This is a genomic window from Desulfocurvus thunnarius (assembly GCF_055390965.1).
This window is the reverse complement of record NZ_AP042411.1, coordinates 2,264,080-2,283,319: the sequence shown is the minus strand read 5'-3', so window position 1 is coordinate 2,283,319 and position 19,240 is coordinate 2,264,080. Positions and strand designations below refer to the sequence as shown.

The following is a 19,240-nucleotide window of genomic DNA, read 5'->3' as shown; positions in this document are numbered from 1 at the left end:
CATTTCCTGGGGGGCGGGAACCGGAAGAGTCGCGTAAAGGGCCACACCGCAGGGTCCGGGACCCCGCCCGTGGAGCCGCCCGTCCCGCCCCTTCCCGCGCCACCGTCCTGCCCGTCTTCCCCCGCCGCCTGCCTGCTCCCGCCCGGCCGCCCGGGCCCCGGCCCCGTTGCGCTTGGGGCCGAAGTCCCCTACAACGGCTGCATGTCGGAACTCGCCAAGCGCCTTGCGGCCAAGCTGTTGTGGATCGTGGTGGTCTTTTTGGGCATCACGGTCATCAGCTTCGCGGTGATCCACCTGGCCCCGGGCTCGCCCACGGACATGCAGACGACCCTGAACCCCGAGGCCACGGCCGAGGCCCGGGCGCGCCTGGAGGCGTTCTACGGGCTGGACCGCCCGCTGCACGAGCAATACGTGGATTGGCTCTCGCGGCTGGTGCGCCTGGATTTCGGCCGCTCCATGAGCAGCGACCATCGCCCGGTGTGGGACAAGATCGTGGAGCGCCTGCCGCTGACCTTCGGCATGAACGTGGCCTCCCTGGTGCTGACGCTGATAATCGCCGTGCCCATCGGCATCGCCTCGGCCTGGTGGCAGGGCCGGGCCTTCGACCGCGCGGCCACGGTCCTGGTCTTCATCGGCTTCGCCATGCCCGGCTTCTGGCTGGCGCTGCTGCTCATGTACGCCCTGTGCATCCACTGGCCGCTGCTGCCCATCTCGGGGCTCACGTCCTACGGCTTCGAGCAGATGGGCTTCTGGGAGCGCATGGTCGACCTCGCCCGGCACCTGACCCTGCCGCTGTTCGTGTACACCTTCGGCAGCCTGGCGGGCATGTCGCGCTTCATGCGCTCAAGCATGCTGGAGGTCCTGCGCCAGGACTACATCCTCACCGCGCGGGCCAAGGGCCTGCCCCTGAGCACGGTGATCTTCAAGCACGCCCTGCGCAACGCGCTGCTGCCGACGATCACCATCCTCGGCCTGTCCGTGCCGGGGCTCATCGGCGGCAGCGTCATCATCGAATCCATCTTCGCCCTGCCGGGGCTGGGCCAACTGTTCTACCAGGGCGTCATGGCCCGGGATTATCCGCTCATCATGGGCAACCTCGTGCTCGGGGCGCTGCTGACCCTGGCGGGCAACCTGCTGGCCGACGTGGCCTACGGGCTGGCCGACCCGCGCATTCGCGCGGCGCGCGGGGCCGGGCAATGACCGCACGCGCGGCCACGGAGCCCCGCGCGGAGGCGGCGCGCCCGGCGCTGGCGCGCCTGTCCCCCGGGCGGCTGCTACGGCGCTGGCTGGGGCGTTACGGCATGCTGGCCGTGGGCGGGGGCATCGTGCTGGTCATGAGCCTCGCGGCGCTGTGCGCGCCGTGGCTGGCCCCGGCGGACCCAACGGCGCTGAACGTGGACGCCATCCTCCAGGCCCCGGGCGCCCTGCACCCCCTGGGCACGGACGCCCTGGGGCGCGACGTGCTCTCGCGGCTGCTGTGGGGCGGGCGGGTGTCGCTGTGGGTCGGCTTCGTGGCCGTGGGCCTGTCGGTGGCCATCGGGCTGGCCCTGGGGCTGGCGGCGGGCTATTTCGGCGGGCTGGTGGACGAAGCCATCATGCGCGGGGTGGACGTGATGCTCTGCTTCCCGTCCTTCTTCCTCATCCTGGCGGTCATCGCCTTCCTGGAGCCGTCGCTGACCAACATCATGGTCGTCATCGGGCTCACCTCGTGGATGGGCGTGGCCCGGCTGGTGCGCGCCGAGACGCTGGCCCTGCGCGGGCGCGATTTCGTGCTGGCCGCGCGGGTGGCCGGGGCCGGGCCGCTGCGCATCCTGTTCCTGCACATCCTGCCCAACGCCCTGGCGCCGGTGCTGGTGTCGGCCACGCTGGGCGTGGCCGGGGCCATCCTGGTGGAGTCGTCGCTGTCGTTCCTGGGCCTGGGGGTCCAGCCGCCCATGCCGAGCTGGGGCAACGTGCTCATGGAAGGCAAGGACGTGCTGACCGTGGCGCCGTGGCTCTCGTTCTTCCCGGGGCTGGCCATCCTGGTCACCGTGCTGGGCTACAACCTGCTGGGCGAAGCCCTGCGCGACCTGTTCGACCCCCGGCTGCGCGGCTAGGCGCGAGGCACGGAGCAGCCCCGGCGGGCAGGACCGGCCTTGCCCTCGGCGCGCGCTGCGGCTATATTTCAGAAACACCTATGGCACCCGCAACGTTTGACCCCGTGCTCCCGAGGCCCCGATGACCGACGAAACGGCTCCCGCCGCCAGTTGCTTCCTGCCGACCTTCCTGGCCCGCCAACCCGTGTTCGACGTGCACGGCAAGGTCTGGGGCTACGAACTGCTGTTCCGCCGCGGCCCCGAGGCCGACCGGGCCATGATTGCCGATTGCGACCAGGCGACCATCAGCGTGGCGGCGGAATCGACTTTCGGGCCCGAGGATTTCTTCGGCGGCAACGCCAAGGTCCTCATCAATTTCGGCCAGCGCTCCATCCTCGACGCGGTGCCCTACGCCCTGCCCCCGGGGCAGACGGTCGTCCAGGTGCCCGAGGAGGCGCTGCTGGACGACGGGGTGCTGCGGGCCCTGGAAACCCTGGGCCACGACGGCTACTCCGTGGCGGTGGACGATTTCGCGGGCCGTGCGGATTGCGCCGCGCGCCTGGGCACGGCCGAACTGTTCATCATCGACGTGCTGGCCCATCCGCCCAGGGAGGTCGCGGCCCTGCTGGAGCGCGTCCGGGCCATCGGGGCCACGGCCCTGGCCAAGAAGGTCGAAACCATGGAGGCCTACGCCCAGGCCCGGCACCTCGGCTTCACGCTGTTCCAGGGCTTCTTCTTCAAACGCCCGGAACTGGTGGCCGGGCGCAAGCTGACCTCGCACCAGCAGTCGCGCTTCGCCCTGCTCAAGGCCGTGGAGGTCAAAGACCCGGACTTCGAAGTCCTGGCGCGCGACATCCAGACCGACGTTTCCATCAGCTACCGCCTGCTGTTCTACCTGAACTCGGCGGCCTTCGCCTTCTCCCAACCCATCCGCTCCATCCGCCAGGCCATCGTGCTGCTGGGCTGGAAGCAGTTGCAAAGCTGGCTGCGGGTGGTCATCCTGTCCGACGTGATGCCCGCGGGCAAACCTTCGGAGCTCTTCTTCTCGGCGGTGCAGCGGGCCAAGTTCCTGGAGCTCATCGCCCGCAGCCACGAGTTCGCCGAGGCCCAACCCGACAGCATGTTCCTGCTCGGCCTGTTCTCGCTGCTGGAACCCATGCTCGACACGCCCATGGCCGACATCGTGGACAACCTGCCCCTGGACGGGGCCCTCAAGGACGCCCTGCTGGACCGCCCCGGCTACCACGGCAAATGGCTGGACCTGGTGCGCGCCCACGAGAACGGGCACTGGGAACAGCTCGACACCCTGACCGACGAACTGGCCCTGAACCGGCTGGTGGTGGCGGTGTCCTATTACAAGTCCGTGCTGTGGGCCAACGCGTTCTTCCAGCACGGCGCGGCCCAGGCCGAGGCCGGGGCCTGAGCCCGGCAGCCCGCCGGTTTTGAACGGCCAGCGACCGTCGATCTTTTCAACGGACATCAGGCGCAAAAAAACCCGCCTGGGGGCGGGCAAGGCTGGTCGCCATGGCGACCGGACCGAAAGGCAATCCGGGATGGGCTCAAAAGAAGGGACCCGTCCTGGATTCCGCATTTTCCGGGTCGTACGGGTGGCCTGGAGTCAGGATTCCGCGGGCCAGCTTGCGGGGAGGGGTCCCAGGGGCGCTCCGGCGCGCCGCGTATGGGGGGTGGGGTTTATTTCGGCGTCCCTCCTGCAGGGGTTCTCGCCCTTATGCCATCAAGGCCGCGCTGGCCTCGTCATGGCCCTCTTTGTGATTCCAAGATAGGCTTTCCCGGGGCGATGTCAAGACGCCGCTGCCGTAACGGGGAAGTCTGGGGACGGTGCGTACTTCCGGGGATTGATCGGCCTCCGGCGGCTCAAGGGGCACGCCCCTTGAGAATCCCGCATTGGATGGGATCCTTAAGGGCGACAGCCCTTAAGCCGCCGGAGGCTCATCAGCACTCAGGTCGCACGCACCGTCCCCAGGCTTCCCTCCGCGCGAACGGCGCAGCCAGGCGCGCAGGGCGAACCCGGCGGCCCCGCCCACGGCCAGACCGAGGGCGTTGCCCAGGGCGTCGTAAAGCTGGCAGCGGCGGTTGGGGATGGCCAGTTGCACCAGCTCCAGGCCGAAACCCAGAAGCAGCAGGGCCAACAGCACGCCCAGGGCCCGGGCCCGGCTGCGCGGCGCCAGGGGCGCCACCAGCCCCAGGGCCGCGAAGGCCGCGACGTGCAGCACGTTGTCCAGGGTCACGCGGCCGAAGAGCCGCCGGTAGGCGGGCATGAAATCCGAAAACAGCGACAGGTGGACCAGCAGGACCACGCCCACGGCCAGCAGCAGATGCCAACGCCAGGGCGCGAGCCTGGCCCAGAGACGCCCCGGCGCCATGGGCTACTTCTTGCGCCGCCGGGCGATGGCGTAGCGCGTGGCCCCGGCCAGCAGCCCGCAGACCACGCCGAGGAAGAAGGCCCGGGCCGGTTCCATGCCCAGGACGTAGGTGGCCATGATGCCCAGCGCCCCGCCGATGAGGACGCCCCTGAAGACGGCTTCTTGCATTGATCGCTCCCGGCGCAGGGCGCCGCGTGGAAATGTGGAACTGCGCGCCCTCGGACCCTAGCAGGTTGGGGCGCGGGAGAAAAGCCCGCGCGATGGAGGGGTATGCCCCGGGGTGCCGCGGTTGCGGGGCCCGCTCAGGCCCGGCCCGCGGCGCGCCGCAGGCCGGGCCGGGCGGCCTTGCGCGCGAAGAGATCCTCGTCGGCGCATTTGAGCAGCAGGGCCGGGGAGGTGGCCCGGGGATCGGCGCTGCTGGCCACCCCGGCGCTGAAGCGCACCAGCCGGTCGATGCCCGGCACGGGGGAATAGTGGAAGAACTGCTCCACGCGGTCCATGAAGGCCCGGGCCTGGGCGGCGGCGGTGCTGGGCAGGATGACCACGAACTCATCGCCCGCGAAACGCGCGCAGGAATCGATCTTGCGGGCCATCTTCTGCAGGCGGGCGGCGAAGAAGGCCAGCATGGCGTCGCCCGCGTCGTGGCCCAGGGTGTCGTTCACGCCCTTGAAGTCGTCCATGTCGATGAAAGCCACGGAGAGCACCTGCCCGTAGCGCTGGGCGCGCAGGAACTCGGCCTGGAGGCGTTCCTCCATGGCCCGGCGGTTGAGCAGGCCCGTGAGCGGGTCGCACAGGGCCAGCCGGGCCAGCTTTTCGTGGGCCGTGACGTTGGACAGGCACAGCGAGACCTTCACCGCCAACTGGGCCAGCAGGGTGGCGTCCATGTCGGGGCGGAAGCGCCGGGGCGAGGTGTCGGCCTGGTTCAGGGTGCCCACCAGCCGCCCGTCCAGGGTCAGCGGCGCCACGGCAAGGGACCCCAGGCCCCGGGGCGCCGGGTCGGGCATGAGCGGGGCGAAGCGCTCCAGGGCGCTGTTGTCCAGCACGGGGGCGCCACGGCCCGCCAGCAGCGGCAGCACCGCCCCGCGCTCGGCCAGAACCATGGGACACGCCCCCCGCGGGGCCTCCATGCCGTCCAGCAGCCCGGCCAGCTCGCCGTCGGCGAACAGGGTGATCCAGACATGGGGGATGTCGAATTTGGTGCGGATCAGGCAGACCAGGCGGGCGAAGAGATCCTCGAACTTGAGGATCGTCAGGATTTCGCTTTCGACCTCGAAGAACTTGACGCGGATGGCCTCGTTGCGCCGCAGGACTTCAAGGACCCTGGTCTTGTCGTGCATCGCCCTTCCCAAGGCACGGACGGAGCCCCCGGGCCCCCTCCCGACCACAGCTTTCTAGAGATTTTCGTAATTATCTCTCAATGTGTCCCAAAAGGCAAGGCGGCGGAGCCATCTCCGCCGCCCTGGGTGCCGGGCCCGGGAAGGCCCGGCCTAGCAGCCTTTTTCCAGGTCGCGCTGGCGGATCTCGGCGCGTTTGATCTTGCCCGAAATGGTCTTGGGCAACTCGGCCACGAATTCGATGATCCGGGGATACTTGTAGGGCGCGGTGACCTTCTTCACGTGGTCCTGCAACTCGCGGCGCAGGGCGTCGGTGCCTTCCGCTCCCGGAGCCAGCACCACCGTGGCCTTGACCGCCTGCCCGCGCACCTCGTCGGGCACGCCGGTGACGGCGGCCTCGACCACCGCCGGGTGCGACACCAGGGCGCTTTCGACCTCGAAGGGCCCGATGCGGTAGCCCGAGCTTTTGATCAGGTCGTCCACGCGGCCCAGGAACCAGTAGTAGCCGTCCTCGTCGCGCCAGGCCTTGTCGCCGGTGTGGTAGACGCCGTCGGCCATGGCCAGGGCGGTTTTCTCCGCCTCGTCCACGTATTCGCAGAACAGACCGGTGATCGGCGCGTCGCCCCGGCGGATGCAGATTTCGCCCTCCTCGCCCTCCCCGCAGGGTCGGCCGCCCGCGTCCAGCAGCACCACGTCCCACCCCGGCACGGGCTTGCCGATGGACCCGGGCTTGGGCGCCATGAACGGGAAGGTGGCGATCTGCAAGGTGGTCTCGGTCTGGCCGTAGCCCTCGTAGATGGGCAGGCCGGTCAGGCGCTTCCAGTCCTCGAACACGCTGGTGTTGAGCAGTTCACCCGCGGTGGTGCAGTGGCGCAGGCGCGAGAGGTCGAACTTCGAGAGGTCCTCGCGGACCAGGAAGCGGTAGACCGTGGGCGGGGCGCAGAAGGTGGTCACGCCCTCGCGGGCCATGACGGCCAGAAGCTCCCCGGGGTGGAACTTGCCCCGGAAGTCGTAGACGAACACCGTGGCCCCGGCCATCCACTGGCCGTACATCTTGCCCCACACGGCCTTGCCCCAGCCCGTGTCGGCCACGGTCAGATGCAGGTCGCCGGGGCGCAGGTCGTGCCAGTGGGCGCCGGTGACGTAGTGCCCCATGGGGTAGGTGTGCGTATGCAACACCATCTTGGGCTGGCCCGTGGTGCCCGAGGAGAAGAAGATCAGCAGCGGGTCGGCGCCCCCTGCGGCGTCGGCGGGCCGGGGGAAGGCCGGGGCCGCCCCGGCGCAGATGTGCTCATAGTGCGCCCAGCCCTCGGGCAGCATGCCGGGGCCGCACTGGACCAGGGTCCGCAGCCCCGGGCACTGGGCCCGGGCGGCGTCCACCGTGGCGACCACCGAGTCCTCGGCGATGACGCCGACGATGTTCCCGGCCTGGACGCGGTAGACGATGTCCTTGACCGTGAGCAGGTTCGGCGAGGGCACGGCCACGGCGCCCAGGCGGTGCAGGGCCAGCATGGCCACCCAGAACTCGACGCGCCGGTAGAGGATGAGCATCAGCCGGTCGCCCTTGGCCACGCCGCGCGCGGCCAGGGCTCCGGCCAGCCGGGCCGAGGCCTCGGCCAGCCAGCCGAAGGTGTATTCACGGCGGTAGCCGTCGGGCGCCACGTGGACGAGGGCCTTGCGCCCGGGGTCGGCGGCGGCCACTGCGTCCAGGAAGTCGTAGGCGAAATTGTATTTCTCGGGGATGTCCAGGGCGAATTCCTTGAGGAATTGCTCGTAGCTTGCGGGAGTGATTTTCTGCATGGTCTGCCTCGCTCGGTCTGCTGGGTGCGCGTTGGGATGCCGTGGGGCCGTGCCCGGGGCGGGCGTCCGGTGGGGCGGATGCCGGACGCCTAGAGAATCACGTCGAGGAACAGGGCGTCGGACTCGCCCAGGGCGCGCAGGCCGTGCGGGGTTTCGGAGTTGAAATAGAGGCTGTCGCCGGGCTCCAGCACCTCGGGGCGCCCGGCCAGGGTGATCTCCAGGCGGCCTTCGAGCATGTAGATGAATTCCTGCCCGGCGTGAGTGGCGGTGTTGACCTGCTCCGGCGCCTTGGGCGGCACGCGGATCAGGAAGGGCTCCATGCGCCGCCCGGTGAAGCGGTAGGCCAGGCTCTTGTAGTCGTAGTCCTTGCGACGCTCCACGGACAGGCCCTCGCCCTGGCGCACCAGGGAATACTGGCGCAGGTGGGCCTCGCCGCCGGAAACCAGCACCGTCAGGTCGATGCCGCACTCCTGGGCCACGGTGAACAGGTAACTGACGGGAATCTCCACGGCGCCGGACTCGTAGGCGGCCACCTTTTCGGGCTCCACGCCCAGGCGGGCGGCCATCTGGTCCACCGAGAGCCCGAGGGCGTCGCGCAGTCCGGCCAGCCGGGGGGCGATCTCCTTGTAGGCCTTTTCCATAAATGTCTTCTCCTGGCTTGGGCCGGGCGGTCGCCGCCCGGCCCCGTTGCGGCGCCTAGGCGTCGGGCCACAGCCCGGCGGCCATCTCGCGCAGCTTGTATTTCTGGATTTTGCCGCTGGCGGTCATGGGATAGGTGTCCACGAAGGTCACGTAGCGCGGGATCTTGTGGAAGGCGATCTTGCCCCGGCAGTAGTCCTGCACGTCCTCGGGGGTCAGGCTCGCGCCCTCCTTGAGCACCACGAAGGCTCCGACCTCCTCGCCGTATTTGCGGCTGGGCACGCCCGCCACCTGGATGTCCTTCACGCCGTCCATGTGGTAAAGGAACTCTTCGATCTCGCGGGGGTAGATGTTCTCGCCGCCGCGGATGATCATGTCCTTCAGACGCCCGGTGATGGACACGTAGCCGTCCTCGTCCATGACGCCGAGGTCGCCGGAATGCAGCCAGCCGTCGGCGTCGATGGCCTGGGCCGTGGCCTCGGGGTTGTTGTAGTAGCCCTTCATGACCAGGTAGCCCCGGCAGCAGACCTCGCCCTGGGTGCCGCGCGGGCTCTCCCGGTTGGTCTCGGGGTCCTTGACCAGCACTTCCACGGCGGGCATGGCCCGGCCCACGGAGGCCGTACGGCGGGTGATGTCGTCGTCCATGCGCGTCTGGGTCATCACCGGGCTGGACTCGGTCAGCCCGTAGCAGATGGTGATGTCCTTCATGTACATCTTGTCCATGACCTGGCGCATGACGGCCACCGGGCAGGGCGACCCGGCCATGATGCCCGTGCGCAGGCTGGAGAAGTCGAAGCGCGTGAACAGGTCGTGCTGGAGCACGGCGATGAACATGGTCGGCACGCCGTACAGGGCCGTGCAGCGCTCGCGCTCCACGCTCTGCATGACCATCACCGGGTCGAACTTTTCCAGGATGATCATGGCCGAGCCGTGGCTCACGCAGGCCAGCACGCCCAGCACGCAGCCGAAGCAGTGGAACAGCGGAACCGGCAGGCAGACCCGGTCGCGCTCGGTGAAGCCCTGGTTCTCGCCGATCCAGAAGCCGTTGTTGCCGATGGACTTGTGGGTCAGCATCACGCCCTTGGGGAAGCCCGTGGTGCCCGAGGTATACTGCATGTTGACCACGTCGTCGGGGTGCAGGCCGGCCTGGCGCGCGGCGTAGTCGCCTGCGGTCACGGTCTTGCCCAGGGCCAGGATCTCGGGCACGGAGTACATGCCCCGGTGCTTCTGCGGCCCCAGGAAGGCCACGCGCCGCAGGTGCGGGAAGCGCTCGGACGCCAGCTCGCCGCGCGGCTGGGTCTTCAGCTCCGGCACCAGTTCGTAGAGCGTCAGCACGTAGTCCGTGTCGTAGAACCCGTCCATGACGAAGATGTTCTCGCACTCGGACTGGCGCAGCAGGTATTCCAGCTCGTGGCTCTTGTAGCTGGTGTTCACGGTGAGCAGCACGGCGCCGATCTTGGCCGTGGCGAATTGCAGGGCCACCCAGTAGGGCACGTTGGTGGACCATACGGCGACCTTTTCGCCGCGCTCGACGCCCAGGGCCATGAGGCCCTTGGCGAAGCGGTCCACCAGGTCGCCGAACTCGCTCCACGTCAGGCGGAAGTCGCGGTCCACGTAGACCACCGCGTCGCGGTGCGGCCAGTTGGCCACGGTTTCGTCCAGGATCTGGCCCAGGGTCACGTCGAGAACTGCGGGTCTGTCGGTCATAAGGGCCTCCCGCTAGAAGGGCACGTGGATCACGGCGTAGATTTCGGCGGCCTGATTCCCCCCGGCGCCGACATGATGCGGCACCACGGAGTTGTAGTACATGCTGTCGCCGGCGGACAGGGTGTGCACCTCCTGCCCGTAGCGCAGCACCACCTGGCCGGACACCACGACCACGAACTCCTCGCCCTCGTGGGAGGACAGGGCGGGTTCGCCGTCCTCGGGGTCCAGGCGGATGAAGAAGGGCTCCATGTGCCGGTCGGCCTTGCCGTGACCGAGGTGGTGGTAGGTCATGGCCAGGTTCTTGCCGCCGCTGGCCTGCACGGCGCTGTCGGGAGTGCGCGTCGCGGCGCGGGTGATGCACGGGTCGTCGGACAGTTCGTCGTCGGTGAAGGTGCCCAGGCGCGTGCCCAGGGCGCGGGCCAGCTTGACCATCGGCCCCAGGGCCGGAGCCGCCGCGCCCTCTTCCATGGCCTCGATGAACTTGGGGTCCAGGCCGGTCTTCTCGGCGAGCTGCTCGACGGTCAGATTTTTCCGCTCGCGCCACGTCTTGATGCGCGCGCCGATCTTGCCGCGTTCCATGGGCTACCTCCGCTTGGCACTCTCTGGTTGTTTCGGAAAGGGATGTGCGGGCGGCGACCCCCACTGTGTACAACGCCCCCCACAGGGGCGCACACTACGGTACTTTCCGGCCCGAGGCAACAGCGGGAACCCCACGGTTTCCCTGAGAATTGCATGCGCAAAAGTTCCAGGCCGGGGCCGCATTCCGCGCGGAACCCACCGGCGCATTGCCAGGGCCGCGCACAGGGCCTATCCTGAAGGGAACCCCGCGCCCCGCGCGGCCAGGAGCACCCATGCCCACATCGCCCCACCCTTCCGGCGGCCCCGCCGCCTCCGACGACTACGCCGCCGTCGCCCGGCTCTACGATCCGCTGACCGGCCCGCTCCTGGCGCCCCTGCGCCGCCGCCTGACCCGCCGGGCCGTGGAACGCGGCGCCGCCAGCGCGGCCGACCTGTGCTGCGGCACGGGCCGCCAGCTCATGCTGCTGCACGCCGCCGGGCTGCGCGCGGCGGGGGTGGACCGCTCCCCGGCCATGCTGACCCGGGCCCGGCGCCAGTGCCCGCCGGGGGTCGAACTGGTGGCGGGCGACGCCACGGCCACCCCCTGGCCCGACGCCGCCTTCGACCTGTGCAGCATCGGCTTCGCCCTGCACGAGCGGCCACGGGCCACGGGCCTGGGCCTGCTGGCCGAAGCCCGGCGCCTGCTGGCCCCGGGCGGGGCCGTGCTCGTGCTCGACTACCGCCCCCCGCGCGGGGCGGCCGGGCGCCTGGGGCACCTGGCCGTGGGCGCCATCGAACGCGCCGCCGGGGCCGAACACCACGACCACTATCGCCACTGGCTGACTGGCGGCGGCCTGCGGCCCCTGGCCCGCGAAACCGGGCTGGCCTGCACCCTTGCCGACTCCTTCCTGCTTGGCGCCGTGGGCCTCTACGTCCTGACCCCGGCCTGACCCCACTGGCGGCGCCCCAAAACAACGCCGCCCGAAGCGCCGAAGCGCTCCGGGCGGCAGGTCGTGCCGAGGGGGCCCGGGCTCCCGCCCTATTCGTGGTGGTTGAACACCGGGAAGCCCTCGCGCAGGCACAGATCGTCGCGCCGGGCCTCGTCCAGGTCGGCGCGGACCATCTCGCGGACCATCGCGGCGAAGTCGATGCGCGGAGTCCAGCCCAGCTTCTCGCGGGCCTTGGTGGCGTCGCCCAACAGCGTCTCCACCTCCGTGGGCCGGAAATAGCGCGGGTCCACACGCACGACCGTGCGCCCGGTGGCGGCGTCCGTTCCGGTCTTGTCGCGGCCCTGGCCCTGCCAGCGGATGTCCAGCCCCAGTTCGCGCCCGGCGCACTCCACGAACTCGGCCACGGAATGCTGCACCCCGGTGGCGATGACGTAGTCGTCGGGCTCGTCCTGCTGGAGCATGAGCCACTGCATCTCCACATAGTCGCGGGCGTGGCCCCAGTCGCGCCGGGCGTCGAGGTTGCCCAGATAGAGGCAGTCCTGCAACCCCAGGCTGATGCGCGCCAGGGCCCGGGTGATCTTGCGCGTGACGAACGTCTCGCCGCGCAGGGGCGACTCGTGGTTGAAGAGGATGCCGTTGCAGGCATACATGCCGTAGGCCTCGCGGTAGTTCACGCAAATCCAGTAGGCGTAGAGCTTGGCCGCCGCGTAGGGCGAGCGGGGATAGAACGGCGTCTTCTCGGTCTGCGGCGTTTCGACCACCTTGCCGTACAGCTCGGAGGTCGAGGCCTGGTACAGGCGCGTCTTGCGCTCCAGGCCCAGGATGCGCACGGCCTCCAGCAGCCGCAACGGCCCCAGGGCGCAGGTGTCCGCCGTGTATTCCGGCGTCTCGAAGGACACCGCCACGTGGCTTTGGGCCGCGAGGTTGTATATCTCGTCGGGCTGCACCGTCTGCACGATGCGGATCAGGTTGGTCGAGTCGGTCATGTCGCCGTAGTGCAGGATGAACCGGCGGCCCGTCTCGTGGGGGTCCTGGTAGAGATGATCCACGCGCTGGGTGTTGAAGAGCGACGAACGGCGCTTGATGCCGTGGACCTCGTATCCCTTCTCCAGCAGGAACTGGGCGAGGTAGGCGCCGTCCTGCCCGGTGATGCCGGTAATGAGGGCTTTTTTCTTCATGGCCTGCCGTGGGGTTGAGGGTTGCCGGGCCGTCCGCACCGGGCCGGGGCCCGCCCGGCGAGTCTATGCCGGGTGCCCCGCGCTGTCCACCCGGCCCGGGCCCGGGGCGCCCCGGGCCGGAGCCCCGGCGCCCTCCCCGGCGGGCAGGAGCCCCGCCAGGGCCAGCACCCCGGGCAGCCCTGCACAGTCGCCGAGCACGAAATCCGCCCCCGCGGCCAGCAGCGCCGCCCGGCCTCCGGCTCCGGTGAGCACCCCGGCGGTGAGCGTGCCCAGGCGACGGCCCGTCTCCACGTCCATGGGATGGTCGCCGACCATGAGCGCCGCCCCGGGCGCCGCGCCCAGGGCCGCCAGGGCCGCGCCCAGGTGCCCGGGGTCGGGCTTGACCCGCGCCACGTCGTCGCGCGTGAGCACCGCGCCCACCACCGTGCGGGCGTCGGGGAACACCATGTTCAGCGCGCGGGAGCAATTGCGCGTGACCACCGCCGTGCCCACTCCGCGCGCGGCCAGCCCGGCCAGCAGCGCGCGGGCAAAGGGGAACAGCCGCGTGCGCCCGGCGGCCTCGACCTCCAGGGCCTGGATGCGCGCGTGGGCCGCCGCCAGCAGCGCCGGGCCCGCCCCGGCCTCGCGGGCCTGGGCCTCGACGGCCAGCCCCTGGAGCCATTCGAGCACCGGAACATGCGGCGACGGCCGCGCCCCGGGCACGAAAGGGTGCACCACTCCGGCCAGTTCGCGGCGCATGTGCCCGAAGTCGAGCACCGGCTCGGCCAGGGTGCCGTCGAAATCGAAAACCACGGCCCGCAGCCGGGCCGGAGCGCAGGCGATTCCCTTCACGGCGGGTCACATCTCCGGGGCCGTGCTGGGCATCATCGTCGGCAGGACGCTGGTCCCGGGGTCCGCCGGGCCGTCGGGCAGGGCTTCCAGCGGATCGCCCGGCCCGGTCCACAGCAGCGTCCCGGGGTGGAACGCCGCCCAGGCGAACCACATGCAGTCCATGGCCGCCACCCGCTCCAGGGCCAGCCCCCGCAGGGGGCCCTCCAGCGCCCGGCCCTCCACGGACCAGCGCGAGCGGGTCTGCTCGTCCAGCAGCGTGCCGCCCACGCGCACGAAGGTCAGGGCCCGGCCGTCGGCCTCGGCGTGGAATACGCGCACCGCGTCCAGCGCCGGGTCGAGGATGGCCGCCAGGGGAATCAGCCCCGCCGTGGCCGAGGCCACCCCGCTCCGGCGCACGGCGGCCTCGGAAAAGGCCAGGGCCGCCTCGCCAACCCGCAGCCCGAGCACGCGCTCCTTGGCCGCCAGCCGCGCGTCCTTGTGGCTCAGGGGCTGGGTCGGCTCGCCCGTGGTGTACCATGTGCCGTCGCGGCGGTACGAGCCGTAGGGGTCGCGGTCGTACTGCACGCGAAAGCCCGTGTGCCGCGAGAGCACCCGGGCCTGGGGCCAGCGCTTGGAGGCCAGCCCCCAGCGCGTCCACAGCAGCGGGAAGCGCGTCAGCGTCTGCCCGCGCAGCGCCCCGGAAATGCACTCGCCCATGATCTGCGGCCACAGGCTGTTGGTCGCCCGGTCGTAGAGCACGCGGTTCATGTTCAGGAACTGCCCGGTGGTGCCCAGGGCGAAGCTGCGCGCGCCCAGGGCGCCCATGTACCCGGCCACGCTGCCCGTGAGCGGGCTGTAGGTCACGCTGCGCCGCGCGCCGCCCTCGTCCTGCAGGTTCAGGACCTCGTGGCGAACCAGGATGTCGCGCGGATAGATGAACACCGGGCCGCCCTCGCGGACCGGCTCTTCCACCAGCACCCCGGCCTCGCGCTCCAGGTACAGGGCGGCGTCGGACACCGGGATGAACTCCGGCGCGTCCACCGCGCGGGGAAACTCGCGCACCCGTTCGTCGCCCATCAGGAACTCGCGCAGATGCGCATACGGGTCCGGCGGCGGCGGGTTGATTTCGTCGGAGGCGCTGGTGGTCGACTGCGCGGCCCCGGGCTGGGCCAGACAGGCCAGCAGCAGCACCCCCAGCGCCCAGGCGCGCATTACGACGGACAGGCTCATGCTTCCCCCGGTTCCCGATACAACCCGGCCGGCGGCAACGGCACACCCATCGCGCCGCCGCCCGTTCGGCCCCATCCCGCCATAGCACGGGCCCCCCGGCCGTGCAAAGCCCCCGGGGAGCGGAAGGTCCGGGGGCGGCGCACGCGGCCTGCGGGCCGATCGGCCTCCGGCGGCCCAAAGGCGCGCCCCCTGGGCATCCCGCCCGGGGGGCCGCGCAAAAAGACGAGCCCCCCGCCACGCCGTAGGGAGAGCGGACTACGGCAGGGCGAGGGGCCCGCTCGGAGACGGAGATTGCGCGGCAGGGCCCGTCAGCGCGGGCCGCCGGGGCAACCGGCAAAGGCCTCCGGAGGTTTTCCCGAAATCACTTCCAGTCGGGAATGGGTTGCTCGACCAGCTTGAGGAACTTGTCCGTCACCACGTCGCGGCGGTCCAGCCTGGCCACTTCCTCCTTGGAAAAACGGCCGATGCCGACGAAAAAGTCCGCGATTTCCTTCTGCCACCGCTCGGCCTTGGACAGGCCCGCGCTCTGGTCCATGACCTCCAGAACCTCTTCATACGTCCAGCGGGGATGCAGTTCCAGGTCGGCCCTGGATTCCTCCTGGGTCATGCGGATGCCGCAGAATTCGTTCATGTACTGGCGGTGCAACTCCACGATGCGGTCGCTCAGGCCCTCCTCGCGCATCATCCTGGCGACCCGGAAATGCACGCGCAGGAACTTGGCCACCAGGTCCGGATGCTGGTCGCACCACTCCCGGTCGCCCACATAGGAGGCGACGGTCGGCACCTTCAGGGAATCCCCGGTTCCGGCAAGAAGCCAGCCGTTGCGCTGCGCGGCAAAGACAAACGGCGCCCACAGGCCGACCGCGTCGCCGATGTTGCGCTCGAAGGCCGGAACGGCGGAAGACTGGTCCATGTTGACCATGGTCACGTCGTCGAAGGTCAGCCCCAGCACCTGAAGCCATTTGCCGATCAGGTAATGCACGGTGGTCTGGGTGGTATAGAGTATCTTCATGCCCCGTACCGTGTCCGGGCTGCCGTAAACCTCCGGGTAGTCGGGGTTCCAGCCCTTGACCTTGGTGGCCGGATGGCCGGGCCGCAGGTACAGTTGGTTGATGCCTTCGTTGATGGTCGCGGCAACGGAGTAGACGTTGTAGCGGATGACCCCCGTGAGCTGGCCCCCGGCCCCGGTGGAGCCGAGCACCCATTGCTTGGCGGGCAGGGCCTCCATTTGGGCCGGGCCGCTGTTGAACAGGTGCATGACGATGTCCAGGCCCTCCTCCTTGTCCCAGCCCATCTTTTTGGCATACCAGATGTTGAAGCCCGGCGATTCGTCAATCCAGCAGGTATCTATCCTGACCGGCTTGTCGGCGGCGACAACCGGAACGGCGCAGCACAGAACAAGGCCCGCCAGGACGGCGATCAGCAGCTTTCTCATGGCTTCCTCCCTTTGTTCGCTCAATTTGACGGCGACCCTGTGCTCTTGCGGGGCCCCGCCCCGTACTCCGCCGGGAGCATCCCGCCCCCGGCCCCCGGCCCCGGCAAACGGCCCCATGCACGTCTGCCGGACCCGGGCGGCCCTCACATGCCGGAAACGGGAGCAAGGCTCCTCCCAGAGTCGTCAACACCATCAACCGCGCAGGAGCCCCCACGGCCCCGCCGAAAATACGCGCGGCGCCCCTATCGCGTACACTCGTCGACAAGGTACAGGATGTTCCGGTACGGTTTCTTGCCGTGCAGGGTCAGGCCGACCTCGCAGGTGCGCGAGGAGCTGTAGCCCTCCTCGCAGTCCTTGATCTGCTCCTCCAGGTGCCGCAGCGCGAAGGCGTTCAGCTCCGGGTGCGTGAAGCCCTTGTCGCCCGAAAAGCCGCAGCAGAAGATGCCCTCCGGAATGACCACCGAAGTCACGCAGTGTTCGGCCACTTCCCGGAATTTGTCCACCAGGCCCATCTCCCGGATGGAGCAGGTCGGATGCAGGGCCACCTTGCGTTCCTTCCTGACGAAATGCAGCCTGCCCACCAGCCGCTCCAGCACGAAGGCCACGGGCTCCTGGATGCAAACGCGCTTGTCCATTTTCTTTTTCATGCGCGCCACGCAGGGGCTTGTTTCGCACAGCACCGGAATTTCCCCGTTCCCGCTCAGGGCCAGGAGCACGGTCTCCAGCTCCTTCAGCTTGGCGTCGGCCTGCTCGTGCAGGCCCTTCGTTTCGAACATCTTGCCGCAGCACAGGCCCTTGGCCTGCTCCGGAAGGATCACGGAGTACCCCGCCTTTTTCAGCAGGCGCACCGTGACATCCATGAGCGACTCCTCCCGGGCGCCGTCCGCATCCTTGTAGCCCATCATGCGCACCGCGCAGGAAGGGTAATAGACCACCGCCGGGGCGCCGGGCGTGACGCTGCCCCGGGGCGCGGGGGCGCCGCCCGTCAGGTGTACCGCGTTGAGGTCCGGCACCTTCATGCCCGTCACGGCCCTGGTCAGGGCGCCGGACGCCTCGGCCAGGTGGTGGCCGAGCAGCTTGTGTGCGCCGGAGCCGAAAGAGAGCATGCCCGAGGCCGCGCCTTCCAGCAGGCCGAAGTGCCGGGCCGCGGACGAGGCCATGCCTTTGGCGAAGGACGAATGCCCGAGGCCGCGCAGTTTCTTCATGAACCCGGCGATGTCGATGCCCAGGGGGCAGCGCGTGGCGCACAGGCCGTCGGCCGCGCACAGGTCGACGCCGATGCGTCGGAAGGCCGCCTCCCACTTGTCCGCCAGGGCGTTCTTGCCGTCCTTGCGCAGGCCCGCGATGGTGCGCAGCGTGTAGATGCGCTGCCGGGAAGACAACCCCACGCCGCCGGAGGGGCAGACGTATTCGCAAAACCCGCAGTCGATGCAGGTATCCACGATGGAATCCACGGCGACCGCGTATTTCAGGCCCGTAAGGTGGCAGTTCGGGTCCTCGTTCAGCATCACGTCGGGGTTCATGATGTTCAGGGGGTCGATGATCCCCTTGAGCGCATACATCACCCGGACCAGATCCTCGCCCCACTCCAGGCGCATGAAGGGCGCCACGGCCCGGCCCGTGCCGTGCTCGGCCTTGAGCGCGCCGCCGAGGCCGACCACGACCACGGCCACTTCCTCGATCACCTTGGCCACATCGCCGATCGCCACCGGATCGTTGATGCGCAGGGGGATGGAGAAGTGGATGTTGCCGTGCAGGGCGTGCCCGTGCACGCCGGACTTCGTGAACCCGTACTTGTGCAGGATCTCCACGAAGCTCCGGCAGGCCTGGGGCAGGTTGTTGATCGGCACGCAGTAGTCTTCCGAATAGGCGAACTCCTCCGGATGCCGGGTGCCCGCCAGCAGGGGGAAGAGCGCCCGGCGCACGTTCCAGAGGGACTCGCAGACGGCGGGGTCCGTTTCGAAATTGACCGGTGAAACGGGTTTGACCTCCTCGAAGACGGCGACCACCTCGGCCACGTTGCGGGCCAGCGCCTCTTCCGTCTCGGCATTGGTCTCCAGCAGCAGCGCGCAGGCGTCGCTGCCCAGCCCGCGCAGGAAGCCGGGGAAGGCGGGCAACTGCATCAGGGCGTTCAGGGACACGTGGTTCAGGAACTCCACCGCATACATGGAGCAGCGCTTTTCCAGCAGCAGCACGGCCCGGATGGCGTCGTCCAGGGAGGAGAAACCGACCAGGGCCGTCGAACGGTAGGGCCGGACGCGCTCGGTGCGGATGGTAATGGAATGGATGAATCCCAGCGTGCCCTCGGAGCCGATCAGCAGGTGGGCGAGAATGTCCACCGGGTCTTCGAAGTCGGTGAAGGCGTTCAGGCTGTAGCCGTTGGTGTTGCGGATGCGGAACTTGCGGACGATCGTCTCGCGCATCGTGTCGTCGCCCATGATGCGCGCCCTGAGCGCCGCGAGCTCTTCCAGCATCGCGGCGTGGCTCTTGCGGAAGCGCGCGACGCTGTCCCGGTCCTCGGTGTCCACGTCGGTGCCGTCGGCCAGGGTGAAGTGCAGGCCGGTCATCATGCTGTAAAGGTTCTTGTCCACCGTGCAGCCGAGCCCGGCGGCCTTGGTGGCGGCCATGCCGCCGATGCTGGCCGCGCTGATCGACGACGGGTCGGCGGTCATGTAGCGGCCGTACGGCTTCAGGGCGGCGTTGACCTCGGCGCCGATGACGCCGCAGCGCGCGCGGACGCGTTCGCCGTCGTCCAGCACGTCGATGCGCTTCCAATAGGGGCCGGGCAGCCGCACGGTCACGTCGCGGGCGATGGTCTGCCCGCTGACGCCGGTGCCGGAGCCGCGATAGGTCAGGCTGACGCCGGTCTTGCGCGCAATGTCCAGCAGCAGGCCGAGCTGCTCGGGGTTGTAGATGTCCACCACCACCCTGGCGATGGGCTCGAAGGGGCTGCCGTCGACCGAATAGGCCTTGACCAGCAGCTCGTCGGTATACACCTGCCGTTCCGAAAGGCCGCTTTTGGCCTCCTGGATGAACCGGGTGAAATCAGCCATGGAATACTCCTCGGGGACCATGCTCCGTCGCTTCTGGGCGGGGGCTGAGGGTTCTGGTCCGCGCGGTGCCCCGGGCGGGCGCGAGGC

General features: G+C 69.6%; 16 protein-coding genes. 4 read left to right on the top strand and 12 right to left on the bottom strand.

The features are described 5' to 3' along the window. Nucleotides 1–201 precede the first annotated feature (201 nt). The 3 genes from ACZ5KV_RS09965 to ACZ5KV_RS09955 all read left to right on the top strand — a co-directional run bounded on the left by ACZ5KV_RS09965 (nt 202) and on the right by ACZ5KV_RS09955 (nt 3,498). Nucleotides 202–1,200 (top strand): ABC transporter permease, encoded by a 999-nt coding sequence (locus tag ACZ5KV_RS09965; protein ID WP_464239149.1) that lies wholly within the window; start codon nt 202–204, stop codon nt 1,198–1,200. Between the two features lie 101 nt (nt 1,201–1,301). After that, nucleotides 1,302–2,096, top strand: a complete 795-nt coding sequence (locus ACZ5KV_RS09960; protein WP_464241831.1) for an ABC transporter permease — start codon at nt 1,302–1,304, stop codon at nt 2,094–2,096. 121 nt (nt 2,097–2,217) lie between these two features. After that, on the top strand, nt 2,218–3,498 hold the full coding sequence (locus tag ACZ5KV_RS09955) for an EAL and HDOD domain-containing protein (protein ID WP_464239148.1): 1,281 nt from the start codon (nt 2,218–2,220) through the stop codon (nt 3,496–3,498). A 511-nt stretch (nt 3,499–4,009) separates the two neighbouring features. Here the strand turns inward: ACZ5KV_RS09955 and ACZ5KV_RS09950 are convergent. The 7 genes from ACZ5KV_RS09950 to ACZ5KV_RS09920 all read right to left on the bottom strand — a co-directional run bounded on the left by ACZ5KV_RS09950 (nt 4,010) and on the right by ACZ5KV_RS09920 (nt 10,518). Beyond that, a complete protein-coding gene (locus tag ACZ5KV_RS09950; RefSeq protein ID WP_464239147.1) occupies nt 4,010–4,459 on the bottom strand; it encodes a VanZ family protein in 450 nt (149 codons plus the stop codon). A 3-nt stretch (nt 4,460–4,462) separates the two neighbouring features. Next, on the bottom strand, nt 4,463–4,627 hold the full coding sequence (locus tag ACZ5KV_RS09945; RefSeq protein ID WP_464239146.1) for a hypothetical protein: 165 nt from the start codon (nt 4,625–4,627) through the stop codon (nt 4,463–4,465). 134 nt (nt 4,628–4,761) lie between these two features. Next, a complete protein-coding gene (locus ACZ5KV_RS09940; RefSeq protein WP_464239145.1) occupies nt 4,762–5,796 on the bottom strand; it encodes a GGDEF domain-containing protein in 1,035 nt (344 codons plus the stop codon). A 150-nt stretch (nt 5,797–5,946) separates the two neighbouring features. Then, a complete protein-coding gene (locus ACZ5KV_RS09935) occupies nt 5,947–7,593 on the bottom strand; it encodes an AMP-binding protein (RefSeq protein ID WP_464239144.1) in 1,647 nt (548 codons plus the stop codon). A gap of 89 nt (nt 7,594–7,682) precedes the next feature. Beyond that, nucleotides 7,683–8,234 carry a helix-turn-helix domain-containing protein gene (locus ACZ5KV_RS09930; RefSeq protein ID WP_464239143.1) on the bottom strand — a complete coding sequence of 184 codons (552 nt, stop codon included), beginning with the start codon at nt 8,232–8,234 and terminating at the stop codon, nt 7,683–7,685. 55 nt (nt 8,235–8,289) lie between these two features. Beyond that, nucleotides 8,290–9,939, bottom strand: a complete 1,650-nt coding sequence (locus ACZ5KV_RS09925) for an AMP-binding protein (RefSeq protein ID WP_464239142.1) — start codon at nt 9,937–9,939, stop codon at nt 8,290–8,292. A gap of 12 nt (nt 9,940–9,951) precedes the next feature. Next, nucleotides 9,952–10,518, bottom strand: coding sequence for a helix-turn-helix domain-containing protein (locus ACZ5KV_RS09920; RefSeq protein WP_464239141.1), 567 nt, complete (start codon nt 10,516–10,518; stop codon nt 9,952–9,954). 272 nt (nt 10,519–10,790) lie between these two features. Between ACZ5KV_RS09920 and ACZ5KV_RS09915 the strand changes: the two genes are divergently transcribed. Continuing rightward, the gene (locus ACZ5KV_RS09915) at nt 10,791–11,447 is read left to right on the top strand and encodes a class I SAM-dependent methyltransferase (RefSeq protein WP_464239140.1); all 657 of its coding nucleotides are present in this window, start codon (nt 10,791–10,793) and stop codon (nt 11,445–11,447) included. Nucleotides 11,448–11,536: 89 nt separating this feature from the next. On the opposite strand, the gene gmd is transcribed toward ACZ5KV_RS09915, so the two are convergent. The 5 genes from gmd to ACZ5KV_RS09890 all read right to left on the bottom strand — a co-directional run bounded on the left by gmd (nt 11,537) and on the right by ACZ5KV_RS09890 (nt 19,153). Further along, nucleotides 11,537–12,625, bottom strand: coding sequence for a GDP-mannose 4,6-dehydratase (gene gmd / locus ACZ5KV_RS09910; protein WP_464239139.1), 1,089 nt, complete (start codon nt 12,623–12,625; stop codon nt 11,537–11,539). A gap of 63 nt (nt 12,626–12,688) precedes the next feature. Further along, the gene (locus tag ACZ5KV_RS09905) at nt 12,689–13,456 is read right to left on the bottom strand and encodes an HAD family hydrolase (RefSeq protein ID WP_464239138.1); all 768 of its coding nucleotides are present in this window, start codon (nt 13,454–13,456) and stop codon (nt 12,689–12,691) included. A gap of 6 nt (nt 13,457–13,462) precedes the next feature. Next, complete coding sequence (locus ACZ5KV_RS09900) at nt 13,463–14,665, bottom strand: DUF3179 domain-containing protein (protein WP_464239137.1); 1,203 nt, start codon at nt 14,663–14,665, stop codon at nt 13,463–13,465. A 361-nt stretch (nt 14,666–15,026) separates the two neighbouring features. Next, nucleotides 15,027–16,100 carry an ABC transporter substrate-binding protein gene (locus tag ACZ5KV_RS09895; RefSeq protein WP_464239136.1) on the bottom strand — a complete coding sequence of 358 codons (1,074 nt, stop codon included), beginning with the start codon at nt 16,098–16,100 and terminating at the stop codon, nt 15,027–15,029. Between the two features lie 242 nt (nt 16,101–16,342). After that, entirely contained in the window at nt 16,343–19,153 is a 2,811-nt protein-coding gene (locus ACZ5KV_RS09890) for an FAD-binding and (Fe-S)-binding domain-containing protein (protein ID WP_464239135.1), read from the bottom strand. Nucleotides 19,154–19,240 lie beyond the last annotated feature (87 nt).